The sequence below is a fragment of the Marinobacter maroccanus genome (assembly GCF_002933275.1).
GTDB lineage: Bacteria > Pseudomonadota > Gammaproteobacteria > Pseudomonadales > Oleiphilaceae > Marinobacter > Marinobacter maroccanus.
In genome coordinates this window covers 179,432-201,350 of the sequence record NZ_PSSX01000005.1, presented here as the reverse complement: position 1 = coordinate 201,350, position 21,919 = coordinate 179,432, and the positions used below count along the sequence as shown (strand labels likewise).

The 21,919-nt window shown below is 49.1% G+C and carries 13 protein-coding genes; 4 read left to right on the top strand and 9 right to left on the bottom strand.

Annotated features, from left to right (window positions below):
- Positions 1 to 437 precede the first annotated feature (437 nt).
- On the top strand, positions 438 to 1,685 hold the full coding sequence (locus tag KEHDKFFH_RS08410) for a glycosyltransferase family 4 protein (RefSeq protein ID WP_104321497.1): 1,248 nt from the start codon (positions 438 to 440) through the stop codon (positions 1,683 to 1,685).
- Positions 1,624 to 3,663, top strand: coding sequence for an asparagine synthase (glutamine-hydrolyzing) (asnB, locus tag KEHDKFFH_RS08405; protein ID WP_104321496.1), 2,040 nt, complete (start codon positions 1,624 to 1,626; stop codon positions 3,661 to 3,663). Before KEHDKFFH_RS08410 ends, asnB begins: the two co-directional genes overlap by 62 nt.
- Here the strand turns inward: asnB and KEHDKFFH_RS08400 are convergent.
- The 5 genes from KEHDKFFH_RS08400 to KEHDKFFH_RS08380 form a co-directional block, all read right to left on the bottom strand.
- A complete protein-coding gene (locus tag KEHDKFFH_RS08400; protein ID WP_104321495.1) occupies positions 3,652 to 5,088 on the bottom strand; it encodes a right-handed parallel beta-helix repeat-containing protein in 1,437 nt (478 codons plus the stop codon). The genes asnB and KEHDKFFH_RS08400 overlap by 12 nt on opposite strands.
- Positions 5,089 to 5,199: 111 nt before the next feature.
- Positions 5,200 to 6,318: a glycosyltransferase family 4 protein gene (locus KEHDKFFH_RS08395; protein WP_158253190.1), complete on the bottom strand. Its 1,119-nt coding sequence runs from the start codon at positions 6,316 to 6,318 to the stop codon at positions 5,200 to 5,202.
- Complete coding sequence (locus KEHDKFFH_RS08390; protein ID WP_104321493.1) at positions 6,275 to 7,594, bottom strand: O-antigen ligase family protein; 1,320 nt, start codon at positions 7,592 to 7,594, stop codon at positions 6,275 to 6,277. Before KEHDKFFH_RS08390 ends, KEHDKFFH_RS08395 begins: the two co-directional genes overlap by 44 nt.
- The gene (locus KEHDKFFH_RS08385; protein ID WP_158253189.1) at positions 7,584 to 8,924 is read right to left on the bottom strand and encodes a glycosyltransferase; all 1,341 of its coding nucleotides are present in this window, start codon (positions 8,922 to 8,924) and stop codon (positions 7,584 to 7,586) included. Before KEHDKFFH_RS08385 ends, KEHDKFFH_RS08390 begins: the two co-directional genes overlap by 11 nt.
- A gap of 44 nt (positions 8,925 to 8,968) precedes the next feature.
- Positions 8,969 to 9,931, bottom strand: coding sequence for a glycosyltransferase family 4 protein (locus KEHDKFFH_RS08380; RefSeq protein WP_104321491.1), 963 nt, complete (start codon positions 9,929 to 9,931; stop codon positions 8,969 to 8,971).
- 246 nt (positions 9,932 to 10,177) lie between these two features.
- Between KEHDKFFH_RS08380 and xrtA the strand changes: the two genes are divergently transcribed.
- Complete coding sequence (xrtA, locus tag KEHDKFFH_RS08375) at positions 10,178 to 11,683, top strand: exosortase A (protein ID WP_104321490.1); 1,506 nt, start codon at positions 10,178 to 10,180, stop codon at positions 11,681 to 11,683.
- On the opposite strand, the gene KEHDKFFH_RS08370 is transcribed toward xrtA, so the two are convergent.
- From KEHDKFFH_RS08370 to KEHDKFFH_RS08360, 3 genes are all read right to left on the bottom strand, one after another.
- Entirely contained in the window at positions 11,658 to 12,758 is a 1,101-nt protein-coding gene (locus tag KEHDKFFH_RS08370; protein WP_158253188.1) for a DegT/DnrJ/EryC1/StrS family aminotransferase, read from the bottom strand. The genes xrtA and KEHDKFFH_RS08370 overlap by 26 nt on opposite strands.
- A gap of 74 nt (positions 12,759 to 12,832) precedes the next feature.
- Entirely contained in the window at positions 12,833 to 13,960 is a 1,128-nt protein-coding gene (locus tag KEHDKFFH_RS08365; protein WP_104321488.1) for a glycosyltransferase family 2 protein, read from the bottom strand.
- The gene (locus tag KEHDKFFH_RS08360) at positions 13,953 to 14,765 is read right to left on the bottom strand and encodes a 4'-phosphopantetheinyl transferase family protein (RefSeq protein WP_104321487.1); all 813 of its coding nucleotides are present in this window, start codon (positions 14,763 to 14,765) and stop codon (positions 13,953 to 13,955) included. Before KEHDKFFH_RS08360 ends, KEHDKFFH_RS08365 begins: the two co-directional genes overlap by 8 nt.
- 228 nt (positions 14,766 to 14,993) lie before the next feature.
- Between KEHDKFFH_RS08360 and KEHDKFFH_RS08355 the strand changes: the two genes are divergently transcribed.
- Positions 14,994 to 16,106 carry a glycosyltransferase gene (locus KEHDKFFH_RS08355; RefSeq protein WP_104321486.1) on the top strand — a complete coding sequence of 371 codons (1,113 nt, stop codon included), beginning with the start codon at positions 14,994 to 14,996 and terminating at the stop codon, positions 16,104 to 16,106.
- On the opposite strand, the gene KEHDKFFH_RS08350 is transcribed toward KEHDKFFH_RS08355, so the two are convergent.
- A complete protein-coding gene (locus tag KEHDKFFH_RS08350) occupies positions 16,085 to 21,910 on the bottom strand; it encodes a non-ribosomal peptide synthetase (protein ID WP_104321485.1) in 5,826 nt (1,941 codons plus the stop codon). The genes KEHDKFFH_RS08355 and KEHDKFFH_RS08350 overlap by 22 nt on opposite strands.
- Positions 21,911 to 21,919: the final 9 nt, after the last annotated feature.

Sequence of the window (21,919 nt, the reverse complement as noted above, 5' to 3'; positions counted from 1 at the left end):
GCCAAGCAGAATATCTTCGAGCATATCGAAACCCTCTGCCTCCTAACCAGAAGGCACGACAGCATCTGTAGTTCTCTGAAGCTGGCCACGCGCATCACATAAGGCAATATTTTAGCCAATTGTCAGGTAACTAGGACACCAAGTTTTCAGATGGGCGCCGGTGCCACCAAAAAAAAATCGAAAAGCTTCATTCCAGACTTTTTGTTTGTTTAGCTCTTAGATTCCATTTAACATTGAGCGCGATTGGTAATCCAATTGCCCGCCAACGGGCGTCCTCAAAACCCAATTAACATTCAACGAACCACGGGCCCGACAGCTTGATCGTTACCGAACAATCTGTTGACCGTCCGAGATCAATTAGTAGGTGCTCGATAGGCTTCCATCACATGGTTGTCAAAATATCTAAAAGAAAGGTCATTGAAGACTAAGGAAACAGCATGGAAAAACGGAAGCTACTTTGGGTGTCCCACCTAGTTCCATATCCCCCAAAGGGCGGGGTTCTCCAGCGTTCTTACTACCTTCTCAAAGAACTCTCTCGTCACTACACTGTCGACCTCGTCGCATTCAATCAGGCTAGTCTGATTGCGCCGTTCTACCAAAACAACATCGAGAAAGCCCTCTCTGAAGCCAAGCAACATCTATCTAATATTTGCAATCATGTTGAGTTTTTTCCGATACCGAACGAAGCTGGTCGCTCGGGAAAACTAGGGCTTGCGTTAAAGAGCCTTTTGACGCGAGCCCCCTACACCATCAACTGGCTTCGTTCGAGCGAGTTTGAACGATACCTCCACCAGCTCGCCAAAACAGAGAACTATGATCTTGTACACTTCGACACGATCAGTCTGGATATTTTTCGGCATTGTTTTAATGGTGTCCCTTGCTTTCTTGACCACCACAACATTGAATCACACATGCTGTTAAGGCGGGCTGGCAACGAACCAAACCCGCTTAAAAAGCTCTATTTTTTCCAGGAAGGTCTAAGGCTGAAGCGATACGAACAGCGGGTGTGCCCATTGTACGATGGGCATATAACGTGCTCTGACATCGACACTGAACGGCTGAGAGCCTTAACGCCAAACTCCAGCATAAAGACAATTCCCAATGGCGTGGACACCCATTTCTTCAAGCCAAAAGGGCTTGAGCAGGAAGAGCGCACTCTTATCTTCGTTGGCACCATGAACTGGTATCCGAACATTGAGGCCGTTCTTTACCTTTGTAACCAGGTAATGCCCCTGCTACGAGACCGATGCGACAACATCACCCTTAAAATCATAGGTGCCAACCCGCCTGCCGAGATTCTGAAATTTAATTCAACAACAACTGACATCAAGGTCCTCGGATTCGTGGATGAAATCCGCGACCACATTGAGAAAGCGACTTTATACGTCTGTCCGATCATGGATGGTGGCGGTACCAAGCTTAAAATCCTGGATGCCCTTGGGATGGGAAAAGCGATTGTCGCCCATCGCATAGCGAGCGAAGGCATAGATGTGATGGAAGGCCAAGACATCATCTTTGCCGATACTCCCACTGAATACTGTACTGCGATCGTCAACCTGCTGAGCGATCCTGAAAAAAGAACAAGGTTAGGGGAAGCAGCCAGAAAAGTCGCTATTGAGCGATATGACTTTGAGTCAATTGGACAATCACTCAGCAACTACTATCTGGAAAGGACCGGCCACTAAAATGTGTGGGATCGCAGGATGCACTGTTCAAGGTTTGAATCAATCCGAGGTAGCCACCCTGGCAGATGCCTTCATCGCATCTTTAAAGCATCGGGGCCCCGATGGCCATGGGCACTGGTCGGCTCCCGACACGTTTCTTCTGACCCATACCCGCCTCTCCATTCAGGATCTGTCTGAAGCTGGCAAGCAGCCCATGCACTCAGCAAGTCAGCGATATGTCATCTCTTTCAACGGAGAAATCTACAATTTTCCGCAGATTCGAAAAGAGCTCCAGCAGCAGGGAGTCGCTTTCAAGGGGCACTCCGACACTGAGGTAATCCTCGCATTAGTTGATTCCATAGGCATTGCGGCAACCCTCGAGCGAATCGACGGCATGTTCGCGATCGCTCTGTTCGATCAACAGTCTGGAAACCTCACACTCGCCCGCGACCGAATGGGCGAAAAACCCTTGTTTTATGGGTGGGTTGGCGAGCAGTTTGTGTTCGGGTCCGAGTTGAAAGCTTTTCATGCTCTTGGCAAAAAACTCACCTTGAACAAGGAAATAATAGGCGACTTCCTTGCGTGTGGTTACATACCAACGCCTTATTCCATCTTTCAGAACATTTATAAACTCGCGCCGGGAACATACCTAACGCTGTCGCAGTTTGATCAAACCAAACAACCACGCCAGTTCAGTCCTCATCCAGGAACCGTTTCAGGTCCAGTACGATACTGGAATCTTCGCGATATTTCCCTGTCGGGCCCGGACCTCACAACAGACTCTCGCGCCATCGGCAACCTCCAGGACTGCTTGATGGAAACGATTGGTCAGCAGCTCGTGGCAGATGTCCCGGTTGGTTGTTTTCTCTCGGGCGGCATCGATTCCACGCTCGTGACAGCCCTGGCCCAGGCGGGCTCCGCAACCCCAATCGATACGTTCACCATCGGCTTTGACGACCCTCAGTTCGATGAAGCGCAACATGCTTCAGAATTAGCGCGGCATATCGGAACGAACCATCACGAGACCTATATATCCAGCAACGACGCTCTTGGCGTCATCGATGCATTGCCCACAATCTACGACGAGCCGTTCGCCGATCCATCGCAACTTCCTTCCGTACTTGTTTCTGCCATCGCAAAACAGAGCGTTACCGTTTGCCTCTCCGGCGACGGAGGGGATGAGCTGTTTGCCGGATACAACCGTTATTCCAGCACATCGCGGATGTTGGAAAAAACCAAATGGATACCCAAGCCGCTTCGTGAGCGGCTTGGCAAAATGTTATGCAGGATAAAGCCGGGATGGATAGAACAACTACTGCCTTACGTTAGTCGAATCCCAGGCCTCACAGCCGCAAAACAGGCAAACGTTGCCCTGAAAATTCGAAAACTCGGGTGGTTGATGCAGACAACCAAACCGGAGGACATTTATCTATTTCTTCTCAGTTTTAATGGACTTGAACCTGATCCGGAACGCTGTCCTGATATCCTAAAGAAGCGAGTACTTGACGCTTTTCAGGATCATCGCGACTTCCTCGATACCGTAATGCTCCTTGATCAGCTCAACTATCTGGTTGACGATAATCTGACAAAGGTTGATCGATCTTCGATGTCAGTGTCGCTTGAAACGCGCCTCCCACTGCTTGACCGAAAGGTCGTTGAGATGTCCTGGCGGATTGCGCCGTCACTGAAGTTAAATGATGACCAGACCAAGTGGCCACTGCGCCAGATTCTGTATCAGCACGTTCCCAGAGACTTGATAGAGCGTCCGAAAATGGGCTTTTCTGTTCCGATAAGAAAATGGCTGCGAGAAGAGCTCCAAACCTGGGGTAGTATGCTAATAAACACCGTACCTGATCACCAACTTATATCTGAATCTTTCTACAAGAGCTTATGGGAGACTCACTTGTCTGGACGCGCAGACAACAGCTTACAGCTCTGGCCAGCTCTCATCCTTCTTCAGTGGCTACAGCAACACAAGAACACCATCTTAATCGATTGATAAATCTGGCGGCGACGGTTTGGCATCAAACCTAATGTTGCGCACGCCTGGCAATGATGATCCACCATAAGCGCCCACATACGAACCGCCTCTGCCCATTGTTTTAGCCGGGCTTGTTTCCGATACTCTATAATCCTCCACCGCAACATTAACAAATAGGGGATCAACGACTTTACTATGAAGATCAGGAGAAGAGTCCATAGCTGTAGTTAACCTTTCTATCTCCCTACTACCAGAAACGCTTTGCCATTCCTGGAGTGAACCGTATCTGTAGGATTGACTACCGTAAAAACCAAGAATTGCATAAAAGTCTGGATAATATATATTATAATCAACAAACCTTAGGCTTCCACCATGCCGACTATCAGATGTAAAAACATCATCCTTATATTGCACTCGTATATATGCACTTCCGTACATTATGTTATTAAAAATATTAACACCAGAAAATCCCGAAATTGTAACACCCGATCCAACAATTGTATTGTTGAATATGCTGAGCCCGGAGCTCTGCGTCTTGGCACGAAATGTGTTGTCGTATAGAAAATTACCTTCGAACACAACATTATGGTGAATTGACGCATCTTTATGATAGGCGACCTCTGGCAAGCCCTCCGTATTTTCAAAACGGAACGCATTCTTTACGTCTTTTATTATATTATATCTAAACTCACCAACTGGCTCACCAATGAAATTAGGGTGCTTATGAAAAACACCGTTAGAAGCATCTGAAATCTCGTTGTGCTCGATTACCATGTTCCCCATGCGGTAGGAATGAATTCCGGAGGCATTTTCGTTCATTTCCCCCCCAACTCTAATATGATAAATCATATTATCCGAAATTTTTGAGTCGGAAATGTGGTCCGCACGAACTCCACCTACATTCCCACCCGACACACCATCAATGTGATGAATTATGTTGTTAGAAATAATAATGTTATGGTTCTTACGTTCGCTCCCACTGCGAATCCAAACGCCACCCCCATCGCAGTTTCGTAGTTCAAATCCGGAAATTTCAATATATGAACCGCCAAATATGCTGAAGCAAGCAGCCTGTCCCTGCATGTCGATAACAGGCCTCTCCCCGGGAAAACCTAATAGACGAATATATTCACCTTCACGCCCTTCATTAACAATCTCTATCCCTGCAGAGTCCGATGCGATTCCTAGACCCTTCGGTTCAAAATATACTCCATCCCTAACGTAAACGGTATCACCGCCCTTCACTGTAGAAGCGGCTTTCTGAATAGTTTTCCAAGGACCAGTTCCACCTTCGCTAATCGCACGACCGTCATTAGCATCAAAGCCAGACTTATGGTCAACGTAAAAAGAACCTGGCTCAACTTCTTGAGAATAGGTGAGCGTCGAAAACGGGAATATAGAAAAGAACAGAACGAAAGTTTTTAGCAAACTGATGGCCTTCATGGGACCTCTACTCCTGACCAAAGGGCTACCCCCATATCATACATCAACCAAGAGCCCAAACCTGTAAAACAATTTGTCTGTATAGATTGATTGTTCATGAAAGATGCCGAATTATACCCAGCGACGCTGAACGCGCTCGTAAAACTTCACTAACCGTTCGAAGTACACGGCAGGTCGAAAGTCAGACTGATACCTAAGCACCGCCTGCATGCCAAGTCTATCTCGCAAATCGGCATCATCAAGAACCATTCGCAACTTCCTTGCTAGATCCTCTACGTTTTCAGACTCAAAGAGCAAACCATCAATCCCATCTTCTATCACAGTCGGAATCCCGCCCACACTTGATCCAATTCTAGGCTTTCCAGCAGCCATGGATTCAACAAGCACACGACCCATAGCCTCGGTTCTTGAGGGCAACACAAACAACCCACAACTACCAATGTGGTCCGGCATTAGATCCGGATCAACTGGCGGATGAAAACGGACGTTCGTTCTAGCGCCCAAAAGAGCCTGCAATTCTGACTTATTCGGATAATAACCAAGAATCTTCAACGTCCAGTCGGGATAATGCGGTGAGATCAAGTCAAAAGCGGACACCAAAACATCTAATCCTTTGACGTACATGGGAGCACCAACAAATAAAATTTCCTTTTTATGCTCAATATTATGAAACCTCGAAGCATTGACGTAATTAGGAAAAACCTCAATTATAGGCCTCCGTAATGGTCTAAAGTAATCAACCTGCCCATGATACAGTAACTTCACACCATCGGAGTTACGTAGCACAATCTTTTCTACAAAAAGCACCGCCTTCCTTTTAAAATATCGCTTGATCGGCGATTTAATTTCCGAATAATTCCATTTGTTGGTATAATCTCCATTAACTTCTACCACCAACTTTGTGCCACTTAGCCGCGCTACAATAAGGCCTATAAGTCCCGTTTTCAACGGATCGTAGGTGCAAATCAAGTCGTAAGGGTCGGTAAAGCGGTTAATAAAGACCTTGAATATAGATAACCAAAAAAAACTAATCGTACTAAAAAAAGAGTTACCAAATGGATCTCTAGTACGAGTCACACAAAAATTGCCATAAATTACTTTCTCTTTGCTAGGACCACTAGTCAGTATATCACCGGAGAAGGATTGACTTAAATTTAAGCACCTCTCACGAAATGCATGTTCTAAATTATATTTTGGACCCGGCGAGATAATCAGAATCCGCTTTTCCACTCTTTTCTCCATTTCTAAACCTATTTATATTAAAAAATAACTCATGATTATTTCGAATATAACAAAAGGCGAGACCCAAAAATATAATATGCCAAAAAACCGGATAATAAAGCACTGATATGAAGGCGCCAGTTACTAAGAAACCAATAAGCATCGAGTATAATGACTTCGCGGTCGACACCATGCTTTCATCAGAAGACCTCCTTATTATTGTTATCATATTAGCCCTAAACTTAAAGACTAAAACAATGAACGCTATAACACCAACAGCACCTAGTTCCGGTATCAGTGTGAAGTAAAGAGAGTGGGACTGACGTCCAGCACGAAATCTGGCCCCCTCTTTAAAATACGGACTAAGATGCAGGTATCGATTTGACGTCCAGGGATAATTTCCAGGCCCAACACCAAATATGGGTTTATCCTTAAAGATTTCAATGGCTGTCGTCCAATGAAGTAACCTGAGATTTCTAGTCTCATCTTCCTTATTCGTAATTGTACTCATGTCATCGACATAAGCCTTCGGCAAGAAAGAAAGAGCAATCCCCCCCGAGAAAATAAATAGAGTTGTTGATATAAATATTACCTTCCATCTTTTCTTGGACATCCAGATCATAAACCAAATGACAGCGACCAAACCGACAAAACCACCTCTAGAGTATGTCAACACAATTGCCGTGATTACAGAGAATAGTCCAAGGAACAAAAAGTAGTGGAGCTTTTTATTTTTTGAGTGGAAGATACTATAGAAAATAACTGGTAACGCACATACCATTAAGAGGGCCGCATCATTTTCATCACCAACAAATCCACCGGGACCAGTACCACCAGAACGGATAATCCAAAAGGAAACCAAAACGAAGAATATGATAAGCCAATTTAAAAGTTTCAAGAACTTTTCTTCAGTATCAACAATTAAGACAGTCGCAAAGCATGTAAAAAACACCATAGACATTGACTTTGCCGTTTGAAACGCATGGAAGGTATTGGTCGCAAATGGAACCCAAGCTAAGATCAAGACCCATATCACTAGAACACTAATTACGAATTTATCAAAACGCAATCTCTTAAAGTTAGCCAAAACATATAAGGCTAACAGCAGATTGAGTAACATGGGGATTTTTAACGGGGATAGAAAAGGCAGAAAGCTTTCTTGAAATCTTACGTATTCAAAACCATAATATGAAATTAAAATATATAACCAAATTTTTCCCGATGATGTACGAGAGCTATTTAGTTGCTTTCGCTTATTTTTGATAATTACGACGTCACCCTGCATTTTTTATAACCGATATATATTCTTTATTTTGCTCGGCTCTGGCATATAACAATTTTCGATCATCGCCTGCCTCACTCGCAAGACCTCTTTGGTTGCGTACTTCCGAAAGTATCGTTTTTAATTTCTCCTTAACATCTTCTTTGGTTGACTGAGCAACAACGCCAAATTTATTAGATGATAGAAAAATCGAGATATCCGAATCAGGTTCGGAGACTAAAAATTGAACCGCTCTGAATCGCAAATATTCGAAAGTCTTAGCCGGAATCTGTTTTTTTTGCCCCTGAGCTAGATTCAATAGAATATCAGCTGCCTCGAGCTTTTTCTCTAACTCCTTGCCTGTTATATACTCATGTATTTCGACAAGATTACATATAGCATTCTCATTTAACCAATCTTCGAGATTTATACCATTCCAACTTTTGCAGTTACCGAAAAGTTCAAAAATGAATAACTTTTCATTAATTATACTCTCGGCCACAAGCTCCTTAAGCGCCTCAAACACAGGAAAGGGGTCTCTATTTAAATATAGGGTTCCCGCATATATCATGCGAATAACATTATTATTTTTTTTGTTTTTTGGTTTTAGCTCTCCATCATAACCGTTATATATCAGATGGACTTTATTATTATCAACTCTATTTTCTGAACACAATTCAGATTTCAAACTAGGGCTTGTAACTACAAGGGCGTCTGACTTTTTATAGTATTTTCTTTCCAGATCAGTCTCAACTTTTTCTCTTAACCGGGACTTGCAAACGGGTAGAACCTCCTCCCACATGTTGATTGGATCCCGAATATCCGTGATCCAAGTCGCTTTAAAGAGCCACTTTGCTGTCAATCCAATCAAATGGGACGAAGACGGCGGACTGGAGGTAACCACAACATCATAGTGTCGTCCGCTGACTTTGAGATACAAAAGAAACAATAGCGATGCCAGAACCCATGACTTGCATGCGTTCAAAGTGGCCTGCGTTGAAATTATATAACGCTTTAATCTGAACCTCAGTGTTTCCCCGACTTGGGTCTCGCGAGCTTGATCTATTTCAGGGTTTACGGCCGTTTGTGCCTTGCCCTTTTTATGACCCCGCACCCGTTTTACCAGCGCCCAAAGGGGGTCAATTATTCCTGGGTGCTGGTATATAGAATATATCTGTCCTATCGAATCTTTGCTAACTCTCGCTTCATGAGCTTCCTTTCCGATGTGTTTAGTAATTACCTCAACGTCCCAACCTTCCTCTATCATCGACTTGGTCAACTCGGTTGGCCTTTTTGCACCAACTGCTTGATCTGGATAGAAATGATAAGAAACAACTAATACTTTCTTGCTCACTTGGATTGGACCCTTTCCTCGTTGCATGCATTCATTGGTTTTAGTTACCTGGCCCAGACGTTTCCCGAAATACCGATAACAGTCACTACCTCAACCAACCTTGTGAGAAGGTTTGATTTCTCCATCGAACTCTTTGCAATGTGATCCCAACGAAGACGGATCTCGTTGGATTCAATCATAGATTCTATTGAGGTTGCTAGCTCATCGTCATTACCTATTCCTTCGTGGCTGCTTTCCAAACTCCTCGGACTTCCTTCTACTCTGGTTGATAAACCTGGTAACTCGGAGCTCGTTGGCAACCGCCCATCTCCGACGATAAGCAACTCGAATTCCAGATGACGCCTCTGGAGCACTGCGCAGGCTTTGATCAGGTTTTGAATCCCCTTTCCCGGGAGAGGGTACGCAACGGAGATGAACTTTACTGGCAGGGTTTTGCCTCTGCGCCGGTTTTTCCGCTGTGCACGTATGGATTCGAATGTTGTCTGATTAACCGCGTTGTATACGACTTCCGCTACGGCTGGTGGGCACCGATAGTCATTAATGAACTTCTCCCTGTTGTATCGGGAGACGCAGAAAATGCGACGGTGGGCTGAACCCAGCAGCCACCATCGTATGTTTTTCAACACGCGGGTAGCTTTTCCGTTATCCGCAGGAGCGCCCGACATGTGGTAGGTGGCAAACAGCCTCGCTCTGCTGAACAACATCAGAAATGAAAACAGGCAAAGGATTGGATAGAAGTGGAGGTGGACGATATCGGGATTGACAGACCGGGCCAGCTTGAACAAAGCCCAACCACTGAGCCGAGGCTGGCCATCTTCCGCGGGCATAACCTTTACAATCGCCCCAACCCGGTCCAGAGCGTGACTGACTTCGGCGATCGGCTCACTGGAAAAGAGTATTTCGTGCTCGTGGCCCTTGTTTGCCAGAAAGTCCGTGAACTCGACAAGATACTTCTCAAAACTGCCGAATTTGTCCGGGTTCACGTTTGCAACAGTGAGGACCTTCATTACCGTTTGATTCCTTTCCTTTGCCGGGGAGGCATTTTCCTGTTTCCACGCCCATAAGCCATGTGGGAACACAGCATATCAACAAACTGCGCTGCATGGCTATTTGTCCTGAATGCCTCGAAAACCTTGACCATTTATGCGCTCCCAAAGTAGCGTATTTTCAATCGCACGCCCGTGCAATGCCCTGCTATACTGCGGTTGGATTGTTTTTCGTAGTGGGTATTTTGAAAAGGATCTTCACTCTCCATGAAAGCCGCAACGTCCAGAGGTGGATTCATCCACCTGGTGTCCCTTCTATTTTTCGCAATAATATTTTTCCCGGAATGGGCTGACTATTTTGAGCTGTGGGACACCTCTATTGTCTACGCACATGGCTTCCTGGTTTTTGCTGCGATCCTGTTCCTGTTAATTCAGAACCGGGATGAAATCATTGCACTGCCCTTGAATCCCTCGCTTATTGCACTGCTCGGGCTTTTTGCCCTGTGCGCGATCATGCTTGTTGCCAAAGCAGCAGACATTAAGACGATCAGGTTGCTGGCGGTGCCCTTCATCATCGCATGCTGGGGCTGGGCCATTTGGGGCTTTGACTATCTGCGCAAGGCCGGTGTCCCTGTTCTTCTATTGGTGTTCGCTGCGCCAATCTGGGACGACATGTCGCCTCTGTTCCAGGCGATTACCGTCTTCTTCAATCGCTTCCTGCTTGAAATAGTAAACATCCCGGCCGAAATTCAGGAATTTTACATTACGATTCCGGGAGGTACCTTTTTCGTAGCGGGGGGCTGCAGCGGCGTTCGGTACCTCATGGTAGCGCTCTTCCTGGCACCGTTTTACGGCTACCTTTACTACAAAAACTTTTCCCGCTCTCTTATCCTCACGCTGATCGCCGGCTTCCTGTCGATGTTCGCGAACTGGATTCGGGTGTTCGGAATCATCGTAGCAGGCCATGTAACCGATATGGAAAGTTCGCTGATCGAAGATCACGAGCTGTTTGGCTGGATCACGTTTATCATTTTGTGCCTGGTGCCTCTCTTCTTCATAGCACGGGCCCTCGAGCCTAAAGCCGCCCTCGATTCCTCACTGAACGGGATACCACGTTCTGGCAAGGTATCCAGAACAAACAACGTTGGCATGACTTTCCCGGCCCTCGCTACCGCCTTTGTACTGGCTGTTCCTGTTATTTTCTATTCTCAGACAGTGCTCTTCGAAGCGGAGAACCCGGACTGGACTCCCGCGGTTCCAGTCAGCAACGAGCAATGGCGAGGGCCGTTGAGATTTGCCGAGGTCTGGCAGCCTTCCTTCGTCAATGCGGATGTTTCCGAAGACCTCATGTTTGTCTCAGAGGACCTCCAGCGGGTGCAGTTTTCACTGGTGGGTTATCGTTCCCAGGCCCAGAATAAGGAGTTGGTCTACTACCGAAATAGACTTTTTGATGATGGGTGGCAGCAGCTCTCCTCAAATAGGAGGGCTTTGGAACCCACGAACGTTTTCAATGTAGACGAAGTCACCGAGACAATGCTTCTGAACGAATCAACCGGTCGCACTGTGTTGGTGTGGTCGTGGTATGAGGTCGGAGACTTTGCGAGCCCCTCAAGGCTCCAGATCAAACTGGTGGGGGGTTTGCTGGCGCTCACTGGCGATTCAAAAGGTGCCTTTCTGGCCCTTGCCGGACAATGCGATGGCCTTACTCTAGATAGCTGCGGAGAACAAAGGGAGGCTTTCGAAGCGTTTATTTCTGCTGTTGAGCGCTCCTGAGCAGGGTTTTTACCATGATCCGGATATCCTTCTGGGTTACATCCTCATGCACAGGCAGAGTTATCAGACGTGATGCGAAGTCTTTGGCGCGTCTCAGGCCGCTGGTCTCTGGCAGAACGTCGTGCACTCCGGGAATATCGGGCAGTATCGCCCCGTAGAATGCATTTGCGCCAATACCCGCCTGATTCAAAAGCTGAACCGACCGATCCCTCGTTTCCATATCAGGTGCCAGCAGGCAATACCTCAATAATTTTGTGGGTTTCTTTTCCGCCTGCCCCAGCTTGGCCGGAAGGCGTATCCAACCCTGGCGGTCCAAGTCAGCAAGTTCGCGATCCAATTCAAGCCGGTAATCCGGCGCTTGTTCAAACCGCACCAAGCCAGAAGCCAGCAATCCAGGGATTGGATCTACCAGGGAGATTCGTTCAAGAGCGTGGAGACGAGTTTCACCAAGACGTAATGCGGGTATTTGCTCAAGCAGCCCAAAGAAGAGGCGCGATATTAGAATATTGAACAGCTGACGTTTCAAAGCCCACCTGATCGTCGGTCGCTCATTGACGAGAGGAAGTGGCGAACAGCACGTTCGGGCCTTTTCCTCCAAAGGGTAACCCACCAGCAGAGCACCGCCGCCCATCAAGTTAACCGGCTTACCTCTGCCAAAACTGAGCACAACAAGGTCTGCACATCCGTCTTCTGCTGAGGATGGTGGCATCCGTTGTGCCGAATCCTCTATGAGGAGCAACGCTGATCTTCTGGCCAGTTCCGAAAGCTGCTCCAATGGAGCGGCCAGCCCCAAGAAATTCACTGCGACGATTGCAACGGTGTTATCGGTAATCTTGTCAGCGACCTCCCGTGGGTTCATCCAGGGGGAGTCTTCGGCAAGATCAACCAGGACTGGAACAACACCTTGTGCCATCGCGGCGGCTATAAGATCCGGGCAACCATAACCGGGCAGTATCACCTCCGGCTTGTTGATCGCAGGCCTGGCCTGGCGCGCGATTGCAATTGCAATTGCAATGGATAATGCAGAGGTTCCTGAATCCAAAAACCGCGTTGCATAGGCGCTTTCCCACGGCATAACCAGATCATGGGCGCTGTCAGGAACAGGGACCCTGTTTCCAACAGGCCTTAACTTACCTAATCTCGCCATGCTTAACGTTGGGACGGTGTCCAGACCGTCATTCTGGTGCCGGACAGGAACTTTACCGTGGCGTGAGCAATGGCAATATTAACCTGAACGAAAAATAACGGAATTTTTACCACGCTCCGGGTTTGCAAACCGGGTTTCAGATATCCCGCCACGACAATGCCATAGAAAACTAGCTGACCAAGCATAGCGAGTGAGTAAATACCTCCCTTGTGGTTCAACAACAGTGTGGTGATCAAGAGCAAGAGGAGGAACCAGGGCACCGCCCAACGCAACACCTTGTGGCTCAGAACCTGAAACGTGAACCATCGATATTTAAAGGGGTTGAGCACATTGGGATGGCGCTCAAGCGCAGTTAATCCTCGGATAATGGTTCGGAGTTTTCGTTCGTATTCTTTCTTTGTATCCGCCACATCCTCGTAATAGCCATGTACATCGGGCGCTGTTACAGCGACGAACCCGCCAGTTGCGCAGTTGAGTGCGGTGTTGAAGTCGCTGGGTGACAAAATATCCCATGACTGGCAAACCTCTTTTCTGGCGGCAAAGAATGAACCACTCAAACCAACCAGACCTGCCTTGTCGGATTCCAGTCGCCGGAGCCACATTTCATAACGCACATAGGCACCTTCGCCTGCGACCTTGCCATCCCTGGTGAGAAACCTGTCCTCACTGGACACAGCACCCACCCCGGGGTCCCGGAAGTAGGCGGCAAGTTTTTGAAGGGCTTCTTCCGGTATTCGAGTGGCTACGTCGGAGAAAACCAGAATCTCGCCCTCAGCCTCGTTGATGGCTTGCAACTGGGCATACTCTTTACCTTTGCGCTCATGGGCACGCACCACGCTAACGCCCTGCCCGGCATATTCCCGAACAATATCGTCGGTGCCATCGTCTGACGCATCAGACGCTACGATAATCTGAAGATCGGGATAATCGATCTCAAGGCAGTTTTCAATTTTCTCACGAATTCTCTTCGCCTCATTGCGAGCGGTAACGATCAGCGAAATCCGTGGCTTCTGGCCATCTTCTTCAGACATGGCCTTGCGCCTGGAGGGAACGAGATGAAGCAACGCAGGGTAAAGAAAATAGCTGTAGATGGCGCCCAATAAAGACGCCCAGAAAATGACTTCAAGCATGGGTATCTGACTTCCTTTCCCGGGTGGAGATTCCTTTAAATAACGAGAACACCTGCTCGTCGTTCAATGTGTGTACCTGAGATACACTCTGCTCCCTGGCTACCACAACCGAAAAAGCATAGTGTTCTTCATAGCGATGATACGCAGCCAGCTCCCCTCCGGGCGCCATCATCTTGCCGTCCGATAGCGGTTGCCCGAAATCAAGCACTTTAAACAGGTCCGTTTGTTCCATGGCTCCAAGACCTTGCCCTGTGTACTTGAGATAGGCTTCCTTTAAGGTCCATATTCTATAGAAGCGCTCCATCAATGAACCCCGCCCAGACATTACAAATTCTCTTTCGGCGCTTGAGAAAACCTTTGTCTGTACCATCTCTTTCAGGTCTGGCAAAGATTGCCCATCTGGCACCTTCTCAATATCAATACCACATTGGCCAGGAGTGGTTGCGATAAATGCGACCCGATTTCCTGACGAAGATGAGTTGAAGTGCCATGTTCCGGCCGTGCACCAACGCTCAGTTTCAGAAACAAAGGGCTTTCCGTCGTTCCCCTCGGAGAATGCAATTTCTGACATTGGCAAACCGGTCAGCCTTGAAAGCAGCACCCTTCTAAGAAAATGCGAGCACACATACCGTTTTCGGTCCTTTTCCAGGACCAGTGTATTACAGCGTTCAATTTCTGATTGCTCCAGGGCTTGTGTCATTGCTCCCGGCAAGCCATCCAGTGAGGCGTCGCCGATTTCCCATATAACGCAAAGGGAGGAGATACCCCTGTCATTATCTGTCAGTTCAGGTAGACCAAACTGCATTTTTGCTGGGCTCTTTGGATTACGATTAGAATGCGGCGTCAGGACCCTCGTATATTATGCTAGCATAAAGGTCCAGAATTTAAGCCCTCTTGAGCACATACACCTTGCAGGAATTGTTTAAATGGATTTAAACGAACTATCGCTAAGATCGACGTCTGACAGGCAAGGCGACCAGAAGCATTCATCGCGACTACACGGGATTTTGATCAGCCGGAGAATCAGAGATAAATGCCTGCGATAGTCACTCATATCGCATCGGGAGATATCTGGGCTGGTGCGGAAGTTCAGGTGTATCAGTTGCTTCGGGGGTTACTCCAGTCCGGAGAGGTACAACCTACGGCAGTGTTGTTTAACCACGGAGTACTTCAGGAGAAACTGGAAGCACTTGGCATTCCGGTAACCGTCGCCGACGAATCGTCCCTGTCACCATTGCGGATGATTGCCTCAATCCGTCAGCATCTCAGGGCCCATCGCTCAAATCTGGTACACACCCATGGCTTTAAAGAGAATGTGTTGGGGGTGGCGGCTCAGCGCCTTGCCGGCGTCCCGGTGTCCGTTCGCACTGTGCATGGCAGCCCGGAATACCAGCGAAGCTGGAAAAATCCGGTTAAACGCGTGATTGCGCTCCTGGACCAGTGGATAGGCCGGTATCAACAGGATGCCGTGGTGGCAGTCTCACAACAATTAAAGAGCAAACTGGAGGATGTGTTCCCGCGCAAGACCAAGCTGATTTACAACTTTTTTGATGTTGAGTCTCTTCAGGCGGAGTTTGAATCCTTCAAGGTTTCACGCTCAGACGGGCCAGTGCTGATTGGATTCGTCGGTCGCCTGGTCCCCGTCAAACGTGTTGATTTGTTTATAGAAACAATTGAAAGACTAACCAATCAGCACGGGCGGGCTGTCAAAGGCATCATAATTGGTGATGGCCCTCTCCGAGCCCAACTGGAGAAGAAGGTTCGGGAATCCAATCTGGTCGACCAGGTGGAGTTCCTTGGTTTCGTCAACCCCGCCGCATCCGAGATTGCAAAGCTCGATATGCTGCTAATGACGTCTGATCATGAGGGACTCCCGATGACACTCATTGAGGCACTTGCCCTCAGCGTTCCGGTCGTTGCCCATAACGTGGGCGGAGTTCCCGAGGCCCTCGGCAATGGTCGATGCGGAGTTCTGGTTGATGAACATTCCCCGGCGGGTTACGCAATCGCCGTAAACGATGCGCTGAATCACGTCAATGACCTGAGAGAGCTGAGTGATAGAGGCCGCCAGCACGCTCAGGATCTGTTCGGCGCGAAGATGAACACTAGCGAGTATGTTTCCCTTTACCGCTCTCTTCTGAATTGATCATCTACTTCAGGGAGAAAGAAAGATCGCAGCCGTTCAATTGTTTCAGGCGACTCCATAAATACATTATGAGGAACGTCAATCTCACTTATTTTCAAATGCCCGGTGAGCAGACCTTCCCAACCAAGATACGGATCTTCGTACACACCTCCCAGCCCTTGCCTGCCCCTGATCAGGAAAACATTACCACGATATTCTGCATCAATGTGTTGGCTCAGTAGGCCTTTATGATATTCCTCGATAAAGAACGGTCTCAAGCTATAAGGGATGCGCAAATAAAAGATACGACATAACAAAACTACTGCTCTTCGCACATAATATGAGGTCAACGCTTTCGCGCTCCTCCAAGATCTCTTGCTGAGTGGCGTTACATCGGAGCTGAAATCACTAATGTTTCTCCCATTCGGCCCAATGGTATCCAGAAGAATCACCCAGTCGACTTCCACGCCTTCGGCCCGAAGTATGCGGGCCATCTCCAACGCAATGGTTCCCCCGAGGGAACCTCCCATTAAGGTAAACGGTTGCTCGTACCCGGATGACAACAGTTCCTGAACATAGTCATTTGCCATTTGATTCAGGCTTTCCTGCGGCGGTGTTCTTCCGTCAAGAGCACGAGACTGGAAACCAAGAAGTGGCCGGCCTTTTCCTATCAGCTCCATCACACGACGATAGCTCAACACGTTACCGCCTACCGCATGCACACAGACAATGGGTTTACGGGTGCCCTCTCCGCCCAGCTCCACCAGACAATTCCAGCCAGACAGATGGGTGTCAGAGCCCGCTGACAACGCCTTGGGTGCCTTGGCCCTGTCGAGCTCAAGGGCAAGGTCGCGCAGCGTCGGGTACTCGAGCAATGTCGATAAGGGAATATCCTGTTTGAGCTCCCTGGCAAGGTGACTAAAAACCTCCAGGGCTTTAATGGAGCTCCCCCCCAGGGCGAAAAAGTCATCCTCGCGACAGACACCCTCGACGCCCAGAGTCTTCTCCCAGATGCGCGCCAATGCCTTTTCGGTAGTGGATGTCGGGCGTGTTCTGCCGCCGGTTTCGGATACTTCCGGGAAAAGGAGAGGGTCAGGCAACCGAGCTCTATCAACTTTTCCTGTTAAACCCACTGGCAAAGCGCTCAAGCCGATAAGTCGAGCAGGCAGCATGTATCGCGGCAGCTTCTGGCCAAGCCATCTTTGCAACTTTTCGACATCGTCCCGCGATGGGAACGACGGGGTGAAATAGCTGATCAGTCGAGTGTCTCCGGAAGGCGCTGTCCAGCCGATGGTTATGGCATGCTCAATATCAGGATAGGACTCGATGATGTCACTGACCTCATCCGGCTCAATTCGGAACCCTCTGATCTTCAATTGGTTGTCGTAGCGGCCAAGGAATTCGAGGGAACCATCACTGCGCCAGCAAACTTTATCGCCAGTTCGGTAGACCCGACCGATCTGCCTTCCAAACGGGTTTTCGAGGAACGAGCGTTCCGTCAGCCCCGGCTCTCCAACATAGCCTAATGCTACACCATCACCGCCAGCATAAAGCTCTCCAGGAACCCCGATCGGGCAATCGTTCCCGCTCTGGTCCAGAACGTAGACCCGGGTGTTCGCAACAGGCTTTCCAATGGGAACCGGTGAAACCACGTCGTCAGAAGAAGACATCGGATAACAGCAAGTAAACGTGGTGTTCTCTGTTGGCCCATAACCGTTGATCAGCTTAAGGCCCGGATTGGCCGAAAGGACTCTCCTGACCCATTTGGGCGATAAAACATCCCCGCCAGCGAGCAAAAAACTCAACCCTGAAAAAGCCCCAGGAGAATGCTCAGCCATATAGTGGAACAATGCCGCGGTTAGCCATAAGGAATTGACATTGTGGTTAACAAGGACCGATTCCAGTTGGTCCATAGACTGGTTGTCGTCTGGAATCACTAGGGTCCCCCCGTTCAGGAGCGGCCCCCAGATTTCGAGAGTCGAAGCATCAAAAGCCACCGGTGCAAACATCAAAAACCTGGTATTTGCATCCAGTGTCATGAAGTTGTTGTTAATAACCAACCTCACGACATTACGGTTCGATACTTCGATACCCTTGGGCACGCCTGTTGAACCGGATGTAAACATCACGTAGGCCGGGCTCTGGGCAGACCTTCGGGTTTCCTCGGCCGCTCCTGAACCTTGCCCGTTTATCCGAGCCGCTTCGGGCCAACTCGCCATTTCAATGGCGGGAACAGAATGTTCCAGTTCTGTAACATCGCCAGGCTGTTTTTTCGCAGACAGGACCGCCTTGATAGCTGCCTTGTGTGCGATGTAATTCAGCCGTTCGACCGGGTAGGAAAGATCCATCGGCACATAGATGCATCCCGCCCGAAGAATCCCCAGGATACCAGCGACGGTCTCCAATGACTGGCTGGCAGCAACCCCGATTCTGTCGCCCTCCGATACGCCAGATTCTTTCAGCAACCGGACAACATAATTCGCATATTCAGAAAGCTCACGATAGCTCAGCGAAACCCGGCTGGTTTCGACCGCCGGCGCATCGGGAGAAATGGACACCTGTCTCTGAAAGCACTGATCAATGGTTTCCTCGCGCGGGTATTCGGTAGCCGCCCCGCTCCATTCCTTCAAATGCTGTTCTTCCGTACGATCAATAATCGGCAGGTCCCTGCAGATCTGATCTGGAGTTTCGACCACTGATTCCAGCATCACCGCGTAACGGCGCACAAACCGTTCAAGACTCTCCCGACTGAAGAGCCGTTCACTCGCCTGGAAGTGTAATCTCAACCTGTCAGGATAAAGATCAACGAAAAGCACCAGATCAACCGGAGAGAACCCTCCGTTCACAGGCTCAGGAGCCCATTTTAACTCTGGCGAAAGTCCTGTGGGCCGTTCGCTGTATTCGTTGAGGGCGAACATCACCTGATAAATCGGTGTGCGTGAAGGATCCCTCTCCGGATTCACCCTCTGAACGATTTCATCGAACGGAACGTGATCATGCTTCATCGCATCCAGGGCGATCCTGGAAACTGCACTTACCAAGTCGGAAAACGGCAATTCGACCTGGGACCTTAATCTCAGCGGTATGGTATTGGTAAACAAACCGACCATATCATCGGGCCAATAGGGCTCCCTTCCACTAACCGGGGTACCAATAACGTACTCACCTTGATTGGAATGCCTGGCCAGCCAAACAAGATATACGGCCAAATACACGGTGAATGGAGTGGAGTGAAGGTCTCTGGCGAGTTCCCTTATGGACGCTTCCAGATCTGGAGGCAGGTCCAGAAAAACGTCTTGCCCGGCATAATCCATTTTCGCCGGCCGAGGATAATCCGTTCTGAGATCAAGAGGCTGAACTTCGGGCGCCGCCAGCAAATGATCAACCCAGCATTCCAGGCTCGCCGGGTCTCTGACAGGTTCGCTGCCAAGGTATTTGAGATAGGCCGTATCCTGCTGGCTCTCCCTCCCAGGCGATTGCTCTGCGCCGGTCTGATAGAACTCAGCCAGTTCCTTCCATAAAAGCGTTTCGGAGAGGCCATCAATAATAAGGTGGTGGGCTACAAACTGAACAACATGCCGCTCGTTGCCATCGGTATAAACGACAAAGCGAATTAAAGGCTCCTCGGAAAAACGAAAACTTCGCGAAGCTTCATTATGCATTTCCTGAGACAAAGACTCCCAGGATCGGTCCCCTTGTTCGTCCAAATTCACCTGACGCAACGGCAAGTCTGGACTCTGCAAAACGGTCCAGGTCAGGTCACGCTCATCTTCAACGACCATTCTGAATGCGACATGCTTATCCATGATACTGCGAACAGCATGTTTCAATCGGGTAAGATCCAGCTTTCCTTCGACCCGATAAGCCTCGGATTCATTGAAAATACCTGCTGAATCTCCGGACTGAACCGTGTACCACATACGCTTCTGCGCAGCGGAAAATGGAATGCGTGTTACCGCAGCACTGTTGAAAGACCCGGTTTTTTCTACTGGGCCAGCTCCCTTGGCTTGCCTTACGAGGCGACAATGGTCAGCCAGGGTACTCTGGCTAAGCAGCTCGACTGGTCTTACGTATTGCCCGGTCTCTTTTGAGAGTGCAACACTCAAGCGCGCTGCCAGGAGCGAGTGCCCACCCAAGGCCAGGAAGTCATCAGATTCCCGATCTGGTTCGACGCCCAACAGGCTCCGCCAGTGATGTGCTATCGCTCTCATTAGGGGGTCGTTAAAATTGGAGTCACCAAACTCCTGGTTCGAATGTTCGCCCTCTACCAATCGACGTAACGCTTTTCGATCAATTTTCTGATTTGGTGTCTTGGGCAGTTCGGGGTACCACCTCCAGGCCCTGGGAATCATATAGGGAGGCAAGGTTTTTGAGAGCCCATCCTCAAGCTGCTTCAGATTCACATCCTTGCCGGTCTGAATGCACCCGACCAGCACAGGCTCGTCCTCCCCAAGATTTGCCACCACCACCGCGGAGTCTCCAGCTGAAACAATACGCGAAAGTGATGCTTCGATTTCGCCGAGTTCCACCCTGAATCCGCGAATCTTCACCTGGTTGTCCAGTCGATCGACGTAAATCAGTTCCGAACGGGAGTTCTCAAAGACAAGGTCACCGGTGCGATAGTATCGACGACGGGTATCGCCTGCTTCCATCGAGAGAAATCTTTCCTCGTTCAGCTCGGGACGACCGTAGTAACCAGGAGTGATAGCAACCCCAGCGATCAAAAGCTCCCCGGGACTGCCTTGCGAGCATGAATTACCCGACTCATCGAGAACCCGATATTCAAGGTTGGGAACCGGATCTCCAAGCGGAATCCTTCCATCCTGAAGATCAGATGCCGTCACTCTATGGCAACTGGACCAAACGGTCGCCTCAGTTGGGCCATACATGTTCCAGACTTCCCCGGCGCAGGCGACAAGTCCGTTCGCAAGGCTCAACGGGAACGCCTCCCCCCCACAAAGCAACTTCTGGTGTCTTTGGGGCCGCCAACCGTAGTCATACAGTAATCGCCAGGTTGCCGGCGTAGCCTGCATCAAGGTCAGACGTTTTTCATCAATGACCCGCGATAGCGATTGAGGGTCGAGGCTGTCTCGTTTTGAAACAACATAAACGGTGGCTCCGGCAATCAGCGGCAGGAACAATTCCAGAACGGAGATATCGAAAGAAATTGTGGTGAGGGCCAAAACCCGGTCTTCGGCAGCTATACCCGGTTTATCCGCCATCGCCAGCAGGAAGTTCATCATGGCTGCCCGGGTGATGGGGACGCCTTTGGGGCGGCCTGTCGAGCCGGACGTGAATATCAGGTAGGCGAGATCGTCCGGGCGCCATTCAGGAAGAGATCGGGCCTCAAGCTGGGCAGGTTTGTCCTCCACCACAAAGCGAACGGACGGATTGCTCGGGGGAAGGAGCGCCTCACTTTCCCGGTCTGAGATCACAGCGGCCGAATCGGAGTCTTCAATGATCACAGCGATGCGATCCGGCGGAAATGCTGGATCGGCTGGAACATAGCATGCCCCGGCCCGAAGGATACCCAATAACACAGCAGGCAGTTCCAGGGCACGTTCCATGCACACCAGAACCTTGTCTCCCGTCTTTATGCCTTCTGACAGAAGCCAATGCGCCCACTGCCGGCTCTGGAGTTCCAGTTCCCGGTACGTGAGAACATCTTCACCAAACACTACAGCGGTTTTTTCCGGCTTATCCTGGCTTTGATTGATAAACAGGTAATCGTAAGGAACTTCCGGCCAGTTCTGGGAATCTGACAGTAATTCAACTGGAGCGATGACCGAACCAATCGTCTGATTATCCCTTTGTGCTCTTTCCATTGAACATCC

What these genes read in the sequence shown, in the direction of transcription:
- KEHDKFFH_RS08355 (WP_104321486.1), top strand. Translation starts at nt 14,994, where the DNA reads ATGCCTGCGATAGTCACTCATATCGCATCGGGAGATATCTGGGCTGGT.
- KEHDKFFH_RS08370 (WP_158253188.1), bottom strand. Translation starts at nt 12,758, where the DNA reads ATGCCGTGGGAAAGCGCCTATGCAACGCGGTTTTTGGATTCAGGAACC.
- KEHDKFFH_RS08410 (WP_104321497.1), top strand. Translation starts at nt 438, where the DNA reads ATGGAAAAACGGAAGCTACTTTGGGTGTCCCACCTAGTTCCATATCCC.
- KEHDKFFH_RS08380 (WP_104321491.1), bottom strand. Translation starts at nt 9,931, where the DNA reads ATGAAGGTCCTCACTGTTGCAAACGTGAACCCGGACAAATTCGGCAGT.
- KEHDKFFH_RS08400 (WP_104321495.1), bottom strand. Translation starts at nt 5,088, where the DNA reads ATGAAGGCCATCAGTTTGCTAAAAACTTTCGTTCTGTTCTTTTCTATA.
- xrtA (WP_104321490.1), top strand. Translation starts at nt 10,178, where the DNA reads ATGAAAGCCGCAACGTCCAGAGGTGGATTCATCCACCTGGTGTCCCTT.
- KEHDKFFH_RS08360 (WP_104321487.1), bottom strand. Translation starts at nt 14,765, where the DNA reads ATGCAGTTTGGTCTACCTGAACTGACAGATAATGACAGGGGTATCTCC.
- KEHDKFFH_RS08390 (WP_104321493.1), bottom strand. Translation starts at nt 7,594, where the DNA reads ATGCAGGGTGACGTCGTAATTATCAAAAATAAGCGAAAGCAACTAAAT.
- KEHDKFFH_RS08350 (WP_104321485.1), bottom strand. Translation starts at nt 21,910, where the DNA reads ATGGAAAGAGCACAAAGGGATAATCAGACGATTGGTTCGGTCATCGCT.
- asnB (WP_104321496.1), top strand. Translation starts at nt 1,624, where the DNA reads ATGACTTTGAGTCAATTGGACAATCACTCAGCAACTACTATCTGGAAA.
- KEHDKFFH_RS08365 (WP_104321488.1), bottom strand. Translation starts at nt 13,960, where the DNA reads ATGCTTGAAGTCATTTTCTGGGCGTCTTTATTGGGCGCCATCTACAGC.